The 16,475-nt window shown below is 68.8% G+C and carries 14 protein-coding genes; 7 read left to right on the top strand and 7 right to left on the bottom strand.

What is annotated here, in order from left to right; translation table 11 throughout:
- Positions 1–2: 2 nt before the first annotated feature.
- From C463_RS02665 to C463_RS02655, 3 genes are read left to right on the top strand one after another with little or no spacing between them, the layout of a single operon-like run.
- Positions 3–1,124: an ABC transporter ATP-binding protein gene (locus C463_RS02665; RefSeq protein ID WP_008440853.1), complete on the top strand. Its 1,122-nt coding sequence runs from the start codon at positions 3–5 to the stop codon at positions 1,122–1,124.
- A 6-nt stretch (positions 1,125–1,130) separates the two neighbouring features.
- Positions 1,131–2,279 carry a galactonate dehydratase gene (gene dgoD / locus C463_RS02660; protein WP_008440852.1) on the top strand — a complete coding sequence of 383 codons (1,149 nt, stop codon included), beginning with the start codon at positions 1,131–1,133 and terminating at the stop codon, positions 2,277–2,279.
- A gap of 40 nt (positions 2,280–2,319) precedes the next feature.
- Positions 2,320–3,174, top strand: coding sequence for an SDR family NAD(P)-dependent oxidoreductase (locus tag C463_RS02655; RefSeq protein WP_008440851.1), 855 nt, complete (start codon positions 2,320–2,322; stop codon positions 3,172–3,174).
- Between the two features lie 65 nt (positions 3,175–3,239).
- Here the strand turns inward: C463_RS02655 and bga are convergent, their stop codons facing one another.
- Positions 3,240–5,345: a beta-galactosidase Bga gene (bga, locus tag C463_RS02650; RefSeq protein WP_008440850.1), complete on the bottom strand. Its 2,106-nt coding sequence runs from the start codon at positions 5,343–5,345 to the stop codon at positions 3,240–3,242.
- A 129-nt stretch (positions 5,346–5,474) separates the two neighbouring features.
- On the opposite strand from bga, the gene C463_RS02645 reads away from it, so the two are divergent.
- Entirely contained in the window at positions 5,475–7,517 is a 2,043-nt protein-coding gene (locus C463_RS02645) for a glycoside hydrolase family 36 protein (protein ID WP_008440849.1), read from the top strand.
- 89 nt (positions 7,518–7,606) lie between these two features.
- A complete protein-coding gene (gene kdgK1, locus C463_RS02640) occupies positions 7,607–8,563 on the top strand; it encodes a bifunctional 2-dehydro-3-deoxygluconokinase/2-dehydro-3-deoxygalactonokinase (RefSeq protein ID WP_008440848.1) in 957 nt (318 codons plus the stop codon).
- Positions 8,564–8,623: 60 nt separating this feature from the next.
- Here kdgK1 and C463_RS02635 read toward each other — a convergent pair whose 3' ends face one another.
- Positions 8,624–9,628 (bottom strand): Gfo/Idh/MocA family protein, encoded by a 1,005-nt coding sequence (locus C463_RS02635; RefSeq protein WP_008440847.1) that lies wholly within the window; start codon positions 9,626–9,628, stop codon positions 8,624–8,626.
- A gap of 74 nt (positions 9,629–9,702) precedes the next feature.
- The gene (locus C463_RS02630) at positions 9,703–10,479 is read right to left on the bottom strand and encodes a hypothetical protein (protein WP_008440845.1); all 777 of its coding nucleotides are present in this window, start codon (positions 10,477–10,479) and stop codon (positions 9,703–9,705) included.
- 203 nt (positions 10,480–10,682) lie between these two features.
- Between C463_RS02630 and C463_RS02625 the strand changes: the two genes are divergently transcribed.
- A complete protein-coding gene (locus C463_RS02625) occupies positions 10,683–11,108 on the top strand; it encodes a type IV pilin (protein ID WP_008440842.1) in 426 nt (141 codons plus the stop codon).
- A 21-nt stretch (positions 11,109–11,129) separates the two neighbouring features.
- Here C463_RS02625 and C463_RS20270 read toward each other — a convergent pair whose 3' ends face one another.
- The 4 genes from C463_RS20270 to C463_RS02610 form a co-directional block, all read right to left on the bottom strand.
- The gene (locus tag C463_RS20270; protein ID WP_449271957.1) at positions 11,130–11,282 is read right to left on the bottom strand and encodes a DUF7386 family protein; all 153 of its coding nucleotides are present in this window, start codon (positions 11,280–11,282) and stop codon (positions 11,130–11,132) included.
- 21 nt (positions 11,283–11,303) lie between these two features.
- Positions 11,304–14,003 carry a hypothetical protein gene (locus C463_RS02620; RefSeq protein ID WP_049905450.1) on the bottom strand — a complete coding sequence of 900 codons (2,700 nt, stop codon included), beginning with the start codon at positions 14,001–14,003 and terminating at the stop codon, positions 11,304–11,306.
- Between the two features lie 281 nt (positions 14,004–14,284).
- Positions 14,285–14,845, bottom strand: coding sequence for an HNH endonuclease family protein (locus tag C463_RS17385; protein WP_239638840.1), 561 nt, complete (start codon positions 14,843–14,845; stop codon positions 14,285–14,287).
- Between the two features lie 91 nt (positions 14,846–14,936).
- Complete coding sequence (locus C463_RS02610) at positions 14,937–15,566, bottom strand: nitrous oxide reductase accessory protein NosL (protein WP_049905445.1); 630 nt, start codon at positions 15,564–15,566, stop codon at positions 14,937–14,939.
- Between the two features lie 135 nt (positions 15,567–15,701).
- On the opposite strand from C463_RS02610, the gene C463_RS02605 reads away from it, so the two are divergent.
- The gene (locus tag C463_RS02605; RefSeq protein ID WP_049905443.1) at positions 15,702–16,388 is read left to right on the top strand and encodes an SCO family protein; all 687 of its coding nucleotides are present in this window, start codon (positions 15,702–15,704) and stop codon (positions 16,386–16,388) included.
- Positions 16,389–16,475 lie beyond the last annotated feature (87 nt).

Here is a 16,475-nt window from a genome sequence, read left to right as displayed (position 1 = left end):
CAATGACAGGGATCAACATCACTCAACTGGACAAGGTGTACGACTCCGGAACCGAGAACGTGGTCGCCGTCGAAGACCTCTCCGTCGAGATCGACCACGGGGAGTTCCTCGTGTTGGTCGGGCCGTCCGGCTGCGGGAAGTCGACGACGCTCCGCTGTCTCGCCGGGCTGGAAGACGTGACGGACGGCTCGATCCGGTTCGGCGACACGGACGTCACGGATCGGCGGGCCAGCGAGCGAGACGTGGCGATGGTGTTCCAGAACTACGCGTTGTACCCGCACATGACCGTTCGCGGGAACATCGGCTTCGGGCTGAAGCTCTCGACGAAGCTGACCGGCGACGAGATCGAAGAAAAGGTCGAGAGCGTCGCCGAGATGCTCGGCATCAGCGAGCTGCTCGACGAGAAACCGAAGGCGCTCTCGGGCGGGCAACAGCAGCGCGTCGCGCTCGGACGGGCGATCGTCCGCGAACCGTCCGTGTTCCTGATGGACGAGCCGCTCAGTAACCTCGACGCGAAGCTCCGGTCGGACATGCGGACCGAGCTACAGGAGCTCCAGGCCGACCTCGACGTCACCACGGTCTACGTCACGCACGACCAGACCGAGGCGATGGCGATGGGCGACCGGATCGCCGTGATGGACGGGGGCGTGCTTCAACAGGTCGGATCTCCCGAGGAGGTGTACCGGTCGCCGGTGAACCAGTTCGTCGCCGACTTCATCGGGTCGCCGAGCATCAACCTCTTCACGGCCGACGTCGAGGGGGATACCCTCCGGGGCCCCGGCGGGTTCGCGTACGAACTCGACGATCCGGAGCCGGTCGGCGAGCGGAGTCGCGTCCGCGTCGGCATCCGACCCGAGGACATCACGGTCGTCGACGCGGGGCGGAACGCCGCCGACGTGACGGTCGTGGAACCGATGGGGAACGAAAACTTCCTCTACATGGAGATGGGCGACCACGAACTCACGGCGCGCGTCAGACCGGCGGTCCGGCCGGCGGAGGAGACCGAAGTGTCGTTCGATTTCGACGAGGCGGCCCTGTACCTGTTCGACGCCGAGACCGGTGACGCGCTCAAGACGAAGACGGACGCAGTCGACACGGCGGTCGTCGGGACCGCCGAAAACTGAGATAGCATGTATATCACAGATTACGAGCTGTTCGAAGTACCGCCCCGCTGGCTGTTCTTGAAGCTGACGACGAGCGACGGCACCGTCGGATGGGGAGAGCCGATCGTGGAGGGACGCTCTCACACGGTGGTCGCCGCCGTCGAGGAGCTCCTCGACAACTACCTGCTCGGCGAGGACCCGACGCGGATCGAAGACCACTGGCAGGCGATGTATCGCGGCGGCTTCTACCGCGGCGGCCCCGTGCTGATGAGCGCCATCGCCGGCGTCGACCAGGCGCTGTGGGACCTCAAGGGGAAGCAGTTCGGCGCGCCCGTCCACGAGCTGCTCGGCGGCCGCGCGCGCAATCGGATTCGCGTGTACCAGTGGATCGGCGGCGACCGGCCGGCGGACGTCGGCGATGCCGCACGCGAGAAGGTCGACGCGGGGTTCACGGCGCTGAAGATGAACGCCACCGCGGAGCTACGGCCGATCGATAACCCGTCCGCGGTGTCCGACGCGGCCGACCGGATCGCGGCCGTGCGGGAGGCGGTCGGCGAGGAGGTCGACATCGGCGTCGACTTCCACGGGCGCGTGTCGAAGCCGATGGTCCGGCGGCTCGCGGCGGCGCTGGAGCCGTACGACCCGATGTTCATCGAAGAGCCGGTGTTGCCGGAGCACAACGACTCGCTCGCGGCGATCCGGGAGTCGACGACGATCCCGATCGCGACCGGCGAGCGGATGTACTCGCGGTGGGACTTCAAGGAGGTGTTCGAGACGGACGCCGTCGACCTGATCCAGCCGGACGTCTCGCACGCGGGCGGGATCACCGAGATGAAGAAGATCGCGTCGATGGCCGAGGCGTACGACGTGTCGGTCGCGCCACACTGCCCGCTCGGGCCGATCGCGCTCGCGTCCTGTATCCAGGTCGACGCCTGTACGCCGAACGCGCTCATCCAAGAGCAGTCGCTCGACATCCACTACAACGAGACGAGCGACGTGTTGGACTACCTCGCCGACCCGTCGGTGTTCGAGTATCACGACGGGTTCGTCGACATCCCCGACGGCGACGGACTGGGGATCGAGATCGACGAGGAACACGTCCGGGAGCAGCGCGGCAACGTCGACTGGCACAACCCGGTCTGGCGCCACGACGACGGCTCGGTCGCGGAGTGGTGATTCCGATGGCGACCGAATCTCGACGGCCGGGGGGCGACCGATGACCCGCCGACGCGAGTCGCCCACCGAGGGCGCGGTCCCCGGACGGTTCGCCGGCGAGACGGTCATCGTCACGGGGTCGACCCGCGGGATCGGCGCCGGAATCGCGGAGCGGTTCGCGGCCGAAGGGGCGAACGTCGTCGTCAGCGGGCGCTCCGAGGACGCCGGCGAGGCCGTCGCCGACCGGATCTCGGAGCGGAGCGGGGCGGCGTCGGCCGACGGTTCGCCGCCCGGCGACGCGACGTTCGTCCGCGCCGACATGCGCGACCCGGACGACGTGGCCGCGCTGGCGGAGGCGGCCGCCGAGCGCTACGGCTCGGTCGACGTCCTCGTGAACAATGCCGGCGTCCAGACGGAGACGACCGCCGAGGAGGCGACGCTCGACGACTGGGCGTTCGTCGTCGAGACGGACTTCCGGGCGTACTGGCTCGCCGCGCGGGCCGCCCTCGAACACATGGACCGCGGGGCGATCGTGAACGTCTCGTCGAACCACGCGTACGCGACGATGCCGGCGCACTTCCCGTACAACGCCGTCAAGGCGGGGATCAACGGCATGACCCGGTCGCTCGCGGTCGACTTCGGCCCGCGGGTCCGGGTGAACACGGTCGTCCCCGGCTGGGTCGAGATCGAGCGGACCCGCGAGGAGCTACCGGAGGGGCGACTGGAAGAGGTCGAGTCGATCCACCCGACCGGGCGGATCGGCACGCCCGCCGACGTCGCCGGCGCCGTCTCCTTCCTCGCGAGCGAGGACGCCGCCTTCGTCACCGGCGCCGCGCTGCTCGTCGACGGCGGCCGCGGCGCGGTGATGCAAGACGACGTGCTTCCGAACTACCGGGAGAAAGAGCGCTCAGAGTAGCCGACGACCGCGGGATTCTCGGCGCTCGCCGAGGGGGAGGTCCTATTTTCGACGACCGCCGCCGACTACGGCCGGGCGACTCGCAGCCCGTCGACGCGGTCGCCTTCGACGACGGCGACGCCGTACGGGCCCACGACGACGCCGTCCGCCGACTGCCCCGGACCGGAGTCTCCCGCCGCGTCGACGACGTCGCGGTCCGCGTCGTCGACCGCGAGCGATTCCGAGTCGATTTCGGGGAGGCGGAGCCGGTCGCTCGTGAAGTTCGTCACCCACGTGTGGCCGACGCGGTAGCCGACTCGAACTCCGTCCGGAAGCGGGTCGGTGCGCCGGACGTCCGCGCGGTCGAGCAGTTCCGACGCGAGCGTGTCGGCGAGGTCGGGGCCGGGCCACACGCCGCAGTAGGTGACGCTTCCGTCGCCGACCGCGTTGGCGACGACCGCCGGCCGGCCGTCCGCCGGGCCGTCGATGTCGTACGCGTACAGCGGTTCTGCGGCCCCTGGGGCGAGCCACTCGGCCCACGTCCGGAAGGGGAGTGACGGACTCGCGCCGCCGTCGTCGCCCGCCGCGGCGGAGTCGTCGACCGGGCGGACCGCGGTTTCGAGGCGCCGCGGCAGAGACTCGTGCTGCGCAACCGTCGCGCCGACGAGGCCGGCCAGCGGCCCGGGCTGGGCCGCCGGTCGAAGCTTGTTCTCCGTGTCCTTCACGCCGGTCCGCGGCCCGAAGAGGACCTCTCCGCCGCCGGCGACGTAGTCGGTCAGTCGGTCGGCGAGGCGCTCGCTGACGAGGTGGAGCGCGGGCGCCACGACGGCCGCGTACTCGGAGAGATCGGCGCTCGGCGGGACCACGTCGACCTGAACGCCGCGGCTCCGCACGGCGCCGTAGAACGCCTCTTGGAGCGCCCAGTAGTCGAAGTCGGGCGCGTGCGGCTGGGCGTCGAGCGCCCACAGTGAGTCGTAGTCGAACAGGACCGCGACGGGGGCGTCGACGTGGCCCGCGCCGTCGAGCGCCGCGAACTCCTCGGCCGCGCGGGCGGCGTCTGCGTACCCGCGGTCGGGCGACCCGTCGGCCTTCCGGAGCCCGGCGTGGTACTGCTCTTGCCCTTCGAGACAGCGCCGCCACCGGAAGTAGAGGACGGCGTCGGCCCCGTGGGCGGCGGCGTGGTGGGCCCACAGCCGCATCGCGCCCTCGCCCGGCTGCGGGCAGTGCGGCGGCCAGTTGACGTCGCCCGGCTGCTGTTCCATCACCCAGAAGGGCCGGTCGAGCGCGCTCCGATAGAGGTCGTGGTCCATCCCGACCTGGTCGGGGTCGCCGGCGCGCAGCTGGTCCGGCGACGCCTCCCCGTCGTAGCGGTCCTGGACGAACCCCGTCGGGTACGAGTCCCACGCGACGCGGTCGAGGTCCGCACTCACGTCGTAGGCGTTCAGCGTCGGGAACCGGCCCATGAAGTTGTGGGTGACGAACCAGTCGGGGTCCGCCTCGCGTATCAGGTCGGCGTGGAGGCGGTTGTAGTCGACGACCGAGTCGCTGGCGAAGCGCGCGTACGCCAGCAGCCGCGAGGGGTGGTGTTCCGCGGGCGTCGGTCCCGGCGGGTCGACCTCCTCGAAGGAGCCGTACCCCTGGCTCCAGAACGCGTTCCCCCACGCCTCGTTGAGGGTGTCGACGTCGCCGTACCGGTCCGCGAGCCACGTCCGGAACGCGTCCGCGCAGTCGTCGCAGTAACAGCGGACGGTCCGGTGACAGCCGAACTCGTTGTCCGTCTGCCAGCCGGCGACGTGCGGCGAGTCGGCGTACCGCTCGGTGACCCGCTCGACGATCCGTTCCGTCTCCTCGCGGTAGGCGTCGGAGTTGAAACAGTAGTGCCGGCGGCTGCCGTGTTCGCGGACGGTGCCGTCCGGCGCTTCCTGCCGGATGGACGGGCGCTCGTCGACCAGCCACTTCGGCGGGGTCGCCGTCGGCGTACACAACACGACCTGCATCCCGTGGTCGCCGACGAGTTCGACCGCCTCGTCGAGCCACTCGAAGTCGAACTCGCCGCGCTCCGGTTCGAGGACCCCCCACGAGAACTCCGCCATTCGCACGTACTCCAGACCGGCGTCGGCCATCGCGGCGACGTCGCGTTCCCAGTCCTCGCTCGGCCAGTGTTCGGGGAAGTAACAGACTCCGGTTCGCATGGCTCACCGTCTCGACCGCGTCACCTAAGGAGTTCGGATAGGCAGGGGGGCGCCGCCGACGGCGGCGGTCGGTCCGCGTCACGCCGCCCTCGTGGTAGAGTATTTGTGGGGGCACGGAGATGGAGTGATATGAACGAGCGCAGGGCGGACACCGCAGTCACGTACGACCCGACGGGCCACGAGGTCACGGTCGCGGACGACGCCGGTGACCTCCTCGTCGGGACGGTCCGCGCGACGGAAGCCGGCGGGGCGGACGCGGGAGCGGCCGACGGGGACGACGGGCGGATACGGGTCGCCGAGGTGTCGCTGTCGACCGAGGGCGGCGGCGTGACCGCGACCACCACCGTCGAGAACGCCGGCGAGGAGCCGGTCCGGGTCAGCGACGTGACGTTCGCGTTCGACACCGCGTTCGGCGCTGACGCGCGCGTGTACCGACACGGGTACCAGTCGTGGACGCCGACGGGGACGCTTCCCGTCGGAGAGCAGTTCCCGACAGAGGACCCGGACAACGCCCCGATGATGAACGACCTCGCGGCGTCGACGGACGACCGGGTCAGCAGCTACCTGACCGGACTCGTCGAGGGGGACCGGGGCGTCACGGCGGGGTTCCTCGAACACGACCGGTTCTGTACCCGGTTCGAGGTCGACGACGACGACGACGGGGTCGCGACGCTCCGCGCGGTGTGTCCGCTGGAGGGGACGCTCCTGACGCCCGGCGAGCGGGTGGAACTCCCGCCGCTGTGGCTCGACGCCGACCGCGGCCTCCGGGAGGGGCTGGCCGCGCTGGCCGACCGCGTCGGCGAGCGGATGGACGCCCGCGTGCCCGAGACCGCGCCGACCGGGTGGTGTTCGTGGTACCACTACTTCACCGACGTCACCGAGGCGGACGTCCGGGAGAACCTCGCCGAACTCCGCGAGTGGGGGATCCCGGTCGACGTGGTTCAGATCGACGACGGCTACATGGAGGCGTTCGGCGACTGGCGGTCGATCGCCGACGGGTTCGAGGACATGAGCGCCGTCGCGGACGACATCGAGACCGCGGGATACCGCCCGGGGTTGTGGCTCGCGCCGTTCTACGTGGAGTCCGGCGCCGACCTGTACGACGACCACCCGGAGTGGTTCGTCACGGAGCCCACAGACGGGACCCGCGAGGGGCCGGGGACGCCCGTCGACGGCGGCTTCCGCGCCGGGTCGGCGCTGTACGGCCTCGACACCACGCACCCGGAGGTCCTCGACTGGCTCCGCGAGACCGTTTCGACGGTCGTCGACGACTGGGGATTCACCTATCTGAAGCTCGATTTCCTCTTCGCGGCGGCGCTCCCCGGCGAGCGGCACGACGCCGAGGCGACGCGCATCGAGGCGTACCGCCGCGGCGTCGAGGCGATCGCCGAGGCGGCCGGCGACGAGGCGTTCCTCCTCGGCTGCGGCGCGCCGATGGCCCCGAGCGTCGGGCTCTTCGACGCCATGCGGGTCGGCCCGGACACCGACCCGACGTGGGAGACGCCGGGAGAGTCGGGGAGCCAACCGGCGTTGAAAAACGCCGTCCGCAACACGCTCACCCGGAACGTCCTCCACCGGCGGTGGTGGCTCAACGACCCCGACTGCCAGCTCGTTCGGGGCACGAGCGACCTCAGCGGGGCCGAGCGGGAGGCGTTCGCGGCGCTCGTCGCCGCGACCGGCGGCGTGAACGTGTTCTCGGACCGTCTCGCGGAGATCGACGCGAGCGGCCGGCGACTCCTCGAACGGTCCATCCCGCCCGCGACCGGCGGCGAGGTCATCGGACTCGACGAGGAGCGGTTCCCGTCGCGGGTCGTCTGCGACCGGCCGGGCGACGGGGCCGCGACCGTCGCGCTGTTCAACTGGGCGGACGAGCCGTCGACCGTTCGGTTCGACGCGCGTGAGTACGGGCGAACGGACGGAGCGGGGGCGGACCGGGTCGTCTGGGACGGACTGTCGGGCGAGGTCGTCGACGGCCCCGTCGTCGAGCGGGAACTGCCGCCGCACGGCGCGGCCGTGTTTTCCGTCGTATCGGCCGAGGGGGGCGACCTGCTCGGCGACGCCGCGACGCTTACGGGCGGGTCCGCCCGCGCGTCGACGGCGACCCTCCGAGACGGGACGCTCGCGGCGGCGGTCGACGGAGAGGACGTGACGTTCGCTCTCGACCGCGAGTGACGGTCGGCGGCGATCACCCCCTCTTTTAATCGACCGAGCGTAGGGCCGAGTATGAGTCCGTTCGAGACCTGCGACGCGGGGTGGCGCCGATGACCGACCTCGTCACGTTCGGCGAGACGATGCTCCGGCTGTCGCCGCCGCGCGGCGAGCGGCTGGAGACGACGCGCGACCTGACCGTCCAGGCCGGCGGCGCGGAGAGCAACGTCGCGGTCGGGGCCGCGCGGCTCGGCGCCGACGCCCGCTGGCTCTCGAAGCTGCCCGACTCGCCGCTCGGACGGCGAATCGTGACCGAACTGCGGAGCCACGGCGTCAGCCCGGGAGTGGCGTGGGCCGACGCGGACGAGAGCCGGGTGGGGACCTACTACCTCGAACACGGCGGCGAGCCGCGGGGGACGAACGTGATCTACGACCGCGCCGACGCGGCGATCACGACCGTCGAGCCCGACGAGCTGCCGACGGACGCGGTCGCAGAGTCCGAGTGGTTCCACACGACGGGGATCACGCCCGCCCTCTCGGAGACGACCGCGGAGACGACGACCGCACTGTTACGGACCGCGGGCGAGGCGGGGACCACGCGCTCGTTCGACCTGAACTACCGGGCGAAGCTCTGGGACCCGGAGACGGCGCGAGCGGCCTACGAGGACCTGTTCGAACACGTCGACACCCTGTTCGTCCCGCGGCGGGACGCCCGGGCGGTGCTCGACCGCGAGGGCGGCGCCGTCGAGATCGCGCACGGCCTCGCCACGGAGTTCGGACTCGACACGGTCGTCGTCACCCGCGGGCTGGAGGGGGCGGTCGCCCTCCACGAGGGCTCGGTGTACGAACAGGACGTGTACGAGGCGGAGACGTTCGACGCGATCGGCACCGGCGACGCGTTCGTCGCCGGCTTCGTCGCGGAGCGGCTGCGCGGCGGGGACCTCCCCGCGGCGCTCCGGTGGGGGTCGGCGACGGCGGCGCTGAAACGCACCACCGACGGCGACCTCGCGGTGACGACCCGGGCGGAGGTCCGTAACGTCATCGACGGCGAGGGCGGGATCGACCGGTGAGCAAGGGGGCGGGGCCCGCGGCGAACTGACAGGGCACCGAGTCCGATCTGGCTCCCGGGCTCAGAGGTCGACGGGACCGCCGTCGGCGGCGCTTTCTGCGAGCGCGTCGATGATATTCATGTTCGCGATCGCCTCCGCTCCGTCGGTCAGGGGGGCGGTCCCGTCGGCGACGCGCTCGGCGAAGTGGTCGACCTGAAGCCGGTACTGGTCGACCGCGGGGAACGTCTCGACGCCGTGTCGGCCGTCGATCTCGTACGCCAGTTCGACCGCCTCGTCGGTCGGGGCGTCGAACGCGCGCTCGACCTCGACCCAGCCGTTCGTCGCGTCGATCCGGTACCGCTGGACCAGCTGCGTGTCGAAGCCGGCGGCGACCCGCGCCGAGCGGCCGTCGTCGTACGCCAGCACGCCCGCGAGCTCCGTGTCGACCCCGGCGTCGCGGGTGTCGCCGGCGTGGGCGTGCGCGCGGTCGGGCTCCCCGAGCACCGTCCGGGCGAGCGAGACGGGGTAGCAGCCGACGTCCATCAGCGACCCGCCCGCGAGGTCGGGGTCGAGCCGCACGTCGTTCGGGCGGTTGTACAGCGGGAAGCGGAAGGTGCCCGTCACCGTGCGGACGTCGTCGAGTTCGGTCGCCGCGAGCGCGACGGCGCGCTCGGTGCGCGGGTGGTACCGGTACATGAACGCCTCCATCAGCGTGACGCCGCGCTCGTCGCAGTGGTCGACGACCGCCCGCGCCTCGTCGGCGTCGGCGGCCAGCGGCTTCTCGCAGAGGACGTGTAGGCCCGCGTCCGCGGCGCGTTTCGTCCACTCGGCGTGGCGGCCGTTCGGGAGCGGGACGTACACCGCGTCGAGCCCGTCGTCGTCGAGGAGCGCCTCGTAGGAGCCGTAGCTGCGGGGGATCGCGTTCTCGGCCGCGAACCGCTCGGCGCGGTCGGCGTCGCGGGACGCCACCGCGCCGACCGCGTGGTCGCTGGCGGCGATCGCCGGGATCACCGCTTTGCGCGCGATCCCGGCGGTGCCGAGGACGCCGAATTCGAGGCTGGGCGGCTCAGGTGCCGGAGTGCTCATGTGCGGAGCGACGGCCCCCCCGGGCAAGTGGTTTGGGTCACCGGGCGAGGGCGCTCTGTTCCGGGGGATCGGCGCTACTCGACGCCGAGTTCGCGGGCGGCGTCCGCCGAGATGGTGAGCCCGGCGTCGGCCGTGCTGACGCCCTCGTCGAGGACGTCGTCGAGCACGTCGCGGAGCTCCGCGATGAACGAACGGGGGCGTTCGACCTGTACGCGCGTCGTCGACTTGTCGGCGTAGTTCAGTCCGCGGTGTCGGACGTAGGTCCGTGCGAACGACCGCCGGATCGCCCGCGGCACGTCCCACACGACCGCGGGGAGATGGTCGAGCGACGTCTTCGGGCCGGTCGGCGCGCCCATCGCGACGAGACACCGACCGAGGACCGTCCCGTCGCAGGTGGGGACGACTTCGACCGCGCGGCCGGGGGCGTCGGCGTTGCGGGTGCGCGTCTCGGCACCGACGCGCTCGAACGCGGCGCGGATCTCCGCGGCGCGCACGCGCTCGCCCGGCGTCACGGCCGGGACGTAGTTCCCGGCCGGGATGCTCCCGCCGGCGAGGACGTGCGCGAGCAGTTCGACGAGCGCGGCGGCCGCCTCGCCCTCCGGGCCGGGGTCGAGCCAGCCGCGGTCGGCCGCGGTGTCGATCCCCCGGACGGGGTCGGGGACGGCGTCGTCGAGCCACCCGCGGACGCGCTCGGCGGGGAGGTCGAGCGCTCGCCCGACGCGGACCCGGCCGGCGGTCGGGTGGTCGGCCGCGTACTCGCGGACGCGGCGGTAGTCGAGGACCTTCTCCCACGGGTCCGGGTACACGCGGTCGCTGTAGGTCCGGGAGAGGGAGGGCGCCGTGGGTTCCATAGCCACACCACACACGTCAACGAATTTGACTCTGCCCGTCAAATTTTCACCGCTGATATTCGCGGCAATAAGTACATAAGGGCGATACGCCTCGTTATACTCAACCAGCAACCGATCTGAACGGGTTCGGGATTGTCCGCGGGGTCGACGACGGCACCCGAGTCCCCGAGACCTCGTTCGGCGGTGGCCGCTGGGTTCAAACTATGAAACCACGCAACCAATCCAACGCGGACGACAGGGCAGTGAGTCCCGTCATCGGCGTCATCCTCATGGTCGCGATTACCGTCATCCTGGCGGCCGTTATCGGGACGTTCGTTCTCGGACTCGGCGATCAGTTAGGTGACACCGCGCCGCAGGCAAGTTTCGACGTTACAAATGTGAGCGATTCGAATGGCAATATTACATTCGCCAAAACCGGTGGGCAGACGGTTGCCGCTGGTGATCTCGTCCTCTCGATTGACGGAGAGCGCTACCCCGATGCGTTCCCAGATGAAGACTGGCAAAGTGGGTCGGAAAAAGTAGGAAACTACTCCGGCAGTGGTCTGTATAGCGGTACACAAACGGTCAGAATAATCCACGATCCGAGTGGGAACGCCATCTTCGAGGAAGATGTCGACTTCGGCAGCTAAATCGGTAGGCTGCTGATAGAGTCACCTCCACTTAGATTCTATTTGTCTTCGGTATCGTAGTCCAAGGACAGCAGTATTGAATTTTTGAATCATTGCTGGGTCCAATTCATCGCGAGCCTCGCAGATGTTCTCTTCTGAGTAAAACGGGTGCGCGAGCGCAGCATCGATTACCACGCACCTCGGTGGAATACTCTCCTACTCGTCCTGATCGAGCCGTTCGCGGTGGAGGACCTCGCTCTCGTTGAAGACGACGACGGCCATCTCGGGCTCCGAGTCGATCGTGACGCTCGTCTCGTCGCCGGCGGTCACCTCGTCGGCGTCGTCGTCCCACGGGCGCAGTCCGTCGGTCGCGGGTTCGACGACCACGTCGACGCGGTCGGCGTCGAGCGCGTCGCCGCCGGCGTGGGTGAACGTCACGAGGCCGCCCTCGCCGTCGTCGGCCGACTCGTACGCGACCTCGAAGGTCGCCTCCGGCGGGATCACGTGTTCCAGCACGGTTCGCGTCTCGTCGCCGGCGGTCCACTCGACGGTTATCGTCGCGCCGGCGGCCGGATCGCCGAGCGACAGCGTCTCCCCGTCGGTCAGTCGGTCCGTCTCGTCGGCGGGCTGGGTCGGTGCGGGCTCGCCGTCGATCAGCACCCGGAAGGCGTCGGCGTCGCGGCGGACGTCGCCGACGTAGCGGAGCGTCGTCTCCGATTCATCGCCGCCCCTACCACCCCGGTCGACCATGAATCCGTGGCGCGGTGCCCCCGAGAAGTGGGCGACGGAGCTGGTCGCCGAGCCGTTCTCGAACTCTGTGTGAACGCTGACGACCACGGTGTCGTCGAGCCCGACGTCGTCGACCGTGATCGTGTCCCCCGTGGTTAGTTCGTCGTGCTCGGCCGCGAATGCCGACTCCTGATCGTCTTCTCCCCGGAAGTCACCGGCACCGTTCACCGACACGCGCAGTCGGTCGGGATCGGCGGGCTGCTCACCGACGTACTCGATCGTCATCGCCTCGGCGTCGTCGTCGTAGGCCGCCGCGACCGCGTCGCGTGCCGTGGTTGTGCCACCGAGATGGTGTTCGCGGTCGCCGCCGGTCCACACGAGTCGAACCCGTGAGAGCGGCCGCACCGGAGCGGTGAACGAGGCGTCCGGCCCAAACTCGTCGAGTTCGTCTTCGGGCTGAACGTCGGCCGGGGAACGGCCGACCTGAAGCTCCAACGCCGACGCGGGAAGCGTCCGTCCGCGCGCGTGCTGGACCGTAATCTCGCCGGCGTCCGGGTCGTACTCGATCGATGCGCGCGTGTTCGGAACGACCTCGTGTTCGGCGACAACCACCGGCTCGTCCGGCTTCCGCCACTCGACTGCGACCGTACTCCCCAGCGGAAGCTCGCCGAGAACCAGCTCCTCGTCGCCCGAGAGCGTGTCGTACTCGTCGGCGAACTGCGCGTCGGTCGGCTCTCCGTCGACGAGGGTCACGAACGCGTCGGCGGGACGAGACTCCTCGTCGTCGTACCTGACCGTGGTCCCCTCCTCGGCGTGCGAGTGGATCCAAACGCGCGGGGGGCGGGCGCGGTAATGAACGAGCGAGCCGCCGCCCATCGGTCGCTCGACGTCGAACGATAGCTGTACACTATCGCCGATCGACACGTCCGCGACGGTGACTTCGTCGCCCGGGTCGAGCGTTCCGCCGGTGAATTCCTCGCCGACTGTTTCGACGCCCCCCTCGTCGCGGTGGACCAGCCGAAGGCTGCTCGCGTCGGCGGGGCGCTCGGCCTCGTAGCTGAGTTCCAGCGTCTCGGCGCGCATGTCGTAGTCGAGAGCGAACGCTTCGCGATCGACCTGTTCGCGAGCGTACGTGTCGTAGACGTTCGCGTCCGGGTCGAACCACCGCAGCATGACGGTCGCGATCAGTCCGGTGTCGACGGCGATCGTATCACCTGCCGTGAACTCCTCGCCGTCGAAGACCGCGTCGCTCACCTCCTCGCCGTCGTGCCACACCTCCAGTTCGTCGACCGGCACCGCCTCGCCTTCGGCGTGCTCGAACGTCACGGTGCCCGCGTCGCGGTCGAACTGCGCCCGGACGTGGGCGTCCGGCGACGCCTCGCGGTCGAGTTCCGGCGGGGCCTCGACGACGGCGTCGACGAGCACGACGCCGTCGGTTCGCGTGATGTCCATCTCGACGGGGTCGGCGGGATCGATGGTACGCACGAGTCGCCTGACAGTCTCGTCGTCGACCCCGTGGAGGTCACCAGCCGGACGGACCACGTATGCGTTCTCCGCCGTTCCGTCGATATCTCTGAGGTCGTTCGGGTCGGCCTCGAAGCCGGCGGCGAACGCGTCGACGTCGTCGGGGACCGAGAGCGGGAACGGGCCGCCGGCGGCGTCCGGGGCCAAAAGCACTGTTCCGAATCCACCGAGCCGAGGGAGGGCAGCCGTGCCCAGCGATGACTCCGCAAAGCGGTCGACCTCATCGACGGCCGCGCGGCCGGCAACGCGAGCGGCTTCGACCCGTCGCTCGCTCATGTCGTCTGCCGACGAGTCCGACCGACCGCGGGGACTCGACGAATCCCCGCCAGTCGCGGCAGCCGCCACGCCCTCACCGGCGACGAACGCTGCCTCGTCGGTCTCGGTAAGTCGCCACCCGGCAGGGAGTTCGTCAGTCGTTTCGGCCGCCGCGGGGACATCGTCGCTGGACACCCCGTCTCCCGCTCCGACCGCGATCGTCTCACCGCGGTCGGGACGGTCGAACCCGCCGGCCGCCGTCACCAGTTGGATTCCACGTTCGGAGGGAGTGATCGACGCGGTCGCCGCCAGCTCGTCGACGTCGATGTCGAGCCGGTCGGCCACGGACCGAGCGCGATAACTCAGGTCCGCTTCCGTGTCGGCGTCGACGCGCTCCGCGATAATCATCGCGTACGTCGTTGAGAGGGCATCGCCCGTCGGGAGCGGGAGGAATACGTCGGCGAACGGGGACGAGATATCGACATCGAGATCGCTCGGTCGATCAGCACCGTTCACGGTGGTTTCGGGAGAGAGAACACCTGTCAGCGTCGCGAGCGTCAGGGCGCTTCCTCCGAGGAAGCGGCGACGGGAGGGCCGTACCATACGCAACAATACTGACACGGCGTATATAAAGTGCCGATGAGTCAAATCGTTACTGTAGCCATCATATAGCGGTCGCTCGTATTGTCTTATGAGTAGCAACTGGTGTGGTGAAATCCACGGGACCCACGATAACGAAGCCGGTGACAGGACGTTACGCAGGGTCCGGGAGTCCACATCGGTGGTGAGATAGTCGTGTTCGACGACGGTGTCGTCCGACTTTCTGGACTGAGTACGGGGCGGGAGAGTGTGAGGTTTCCGAGACGGTGGACGTGGTCATCGAACTCACCGACGAGGCTCTCGGGAATCGCATCAGCGGGAAGTTTTCGCGCAAGGACGTGTTCGACTTGGAATTCAGTCGAGATGATGTGGCCCGGACTGGTCAGGACCTCTTCGCCCGCTTCGGATTCAACCGCTTGGCCGTAGTGATAGAGGAGGTACTTCGTATCCCGCCTCGACGTGCTTTGGTAGAAATCCGGGTCGCGGAGTTGCCGTTCGAACCGATTGTCATCCGTGTATCGCTTCGTGATCGCATCGAGTCGTTCGACGACGGTCTCGGGATCGATCGACGGTGTCGTGTGAACGTCGTGAGCGAGTCGAACGAGTCGTCCTCGACCCGTGTCCGCACGTCGTGAGTCAATTGCGTACATCCGGAAGACGAGCGTTTCACACGCGTCGACGACGGCGGCGAAGCCCTCGGGATCTCGACCTCCAATGGAATAGAAGAAGAAAGAGATTGAATTATCCCATGCCGGTCATCCGGATCCCTTCGATGAGCGTTCTGTCAATATCGTCGTACTCGATGGTTTGACCGCCGTGAGTCTCCGCGAGCCGTTCGGCCGCATCGGTTTCAGAGAACGGGATGAGGTCCGGACCCATGCCTCCCATCACCGAGGACCCGACGACGTAGGTGAGCCGAGTCGCATCCGAAAACGTCTCGGGTGCGGTCGGCGCCGGCATCGTTTTGCGCTCGGCTTCCTCAGCGAGTTCCCAGTCGACGCGAGAGTAGTCCGTGACGTACATCGCGGTCGCCTCCGCACCGGTATCGACCATGTCGAAGTGGTAGGGGAAGAGACCGTGTGCGAGCGTGTGGAACCAAGCGAGATTCTCCGTTCCGTCTGGACCTTGGACGGGCCCTTGTCGAGGCTCCGGTTCCATATTGGCATAGAACACCTGCCCGTTTGGACCCCCGTGGTCCCCGATCACCATTCCGCCTTGGTAATCGGTTTTCTGCCCTGACAGATCTACCGGGTCAGGGGTTTGCTCGGCGGATCCCCCGAGGCACCCAGCCACCCCGATTGCGACTCCTGTAGCGATCGCGTGAACCGCCCGCCGACGCGATGCTGAGCGATGGTTTGCGTTCGATCTCACACACGTATTTCCTCGCAGATATCGAATAAGATTCTGGTGTAACTGTCGAACGCGGTTCGTTTCAGGAGCCGAATAGGCGCCGCGTTCGAGAGATACACCAGATACCTCAAAACGACGGGAGCGATACAGTGATCTATGGATAGACGGAGTTTCTGTAAGACGGCCAGTGCTTTGGGAGTCGTCGCCGGCACTGCCGGCTGTCTCGGTGTACTCGGTGACCCCGGCGCCGAGGGAGCTATTCTCGGCCCCCCAGATCAAGATCTCAGCGAGGCGTCGTTCCCGAGTTACGGCGACGAGATGCCCGATTTCACCGTCCCCGATCCGATCCGCGACGAGGCGATCTCGACCGCACAGCTCGAGGGCGAGCGCGCGGTGCTGTGGACCTCGTTTTACACAAACTGTCCGGACGGGGTCTGTCCCGCCCTCATTCTCCGACTCCGTCGCGGGCAGGAAGCCGCCGCCGAGGCGGGGTACGGCGATCAAGTCGCGTTTCTCCCCACCACGTTCGATCCCGAGCGCGACACCGCCGAAACGCTCCGCGAGTATGCCGGCCAGCAGAGTGTCGACCTCGACGCCGGGAACTGGCACTTCCTCCGCCCGGAGACCTACGAGCGGGCCCAAGAGATCCACGACGAGCACTTCGGTCTGAAGATCGAGAAGGCACCGGCCGACGATATCGAGAATCTTGAGTACCGCTTCCCGCACTACGGGCTCATCATTCTCGCCAACGAGCGAGGGGTCATCGAGCGTGCGTACCCACGGGGCCCCAAGACCGACATCGAACGGCTCGTCGACGACCTCGAACGAGTCGCGACCGCGTGAGCGCCCGTGAGGTGTGGGAAGTCGGACTGTGTTTCTCTCGACGCACTCGGGGAGAGCTACGCTCTATCGATTGTATGAGGGTATCCA

Source organism: Halorubrum californiense DSM 19288 (assembly GCF_000336875.1).
Lineage (GTDB): Archaea > Halobacteriota > Halobacteria > Halobacteriales > Haloferacaceae > Halorubrum > Halorubrum californiense.
The sequence above is the reverse complement of the archived record's forward strand: the minus strand, read 5'-3'. Positions and strand labels throughout refer to the sequence as shown.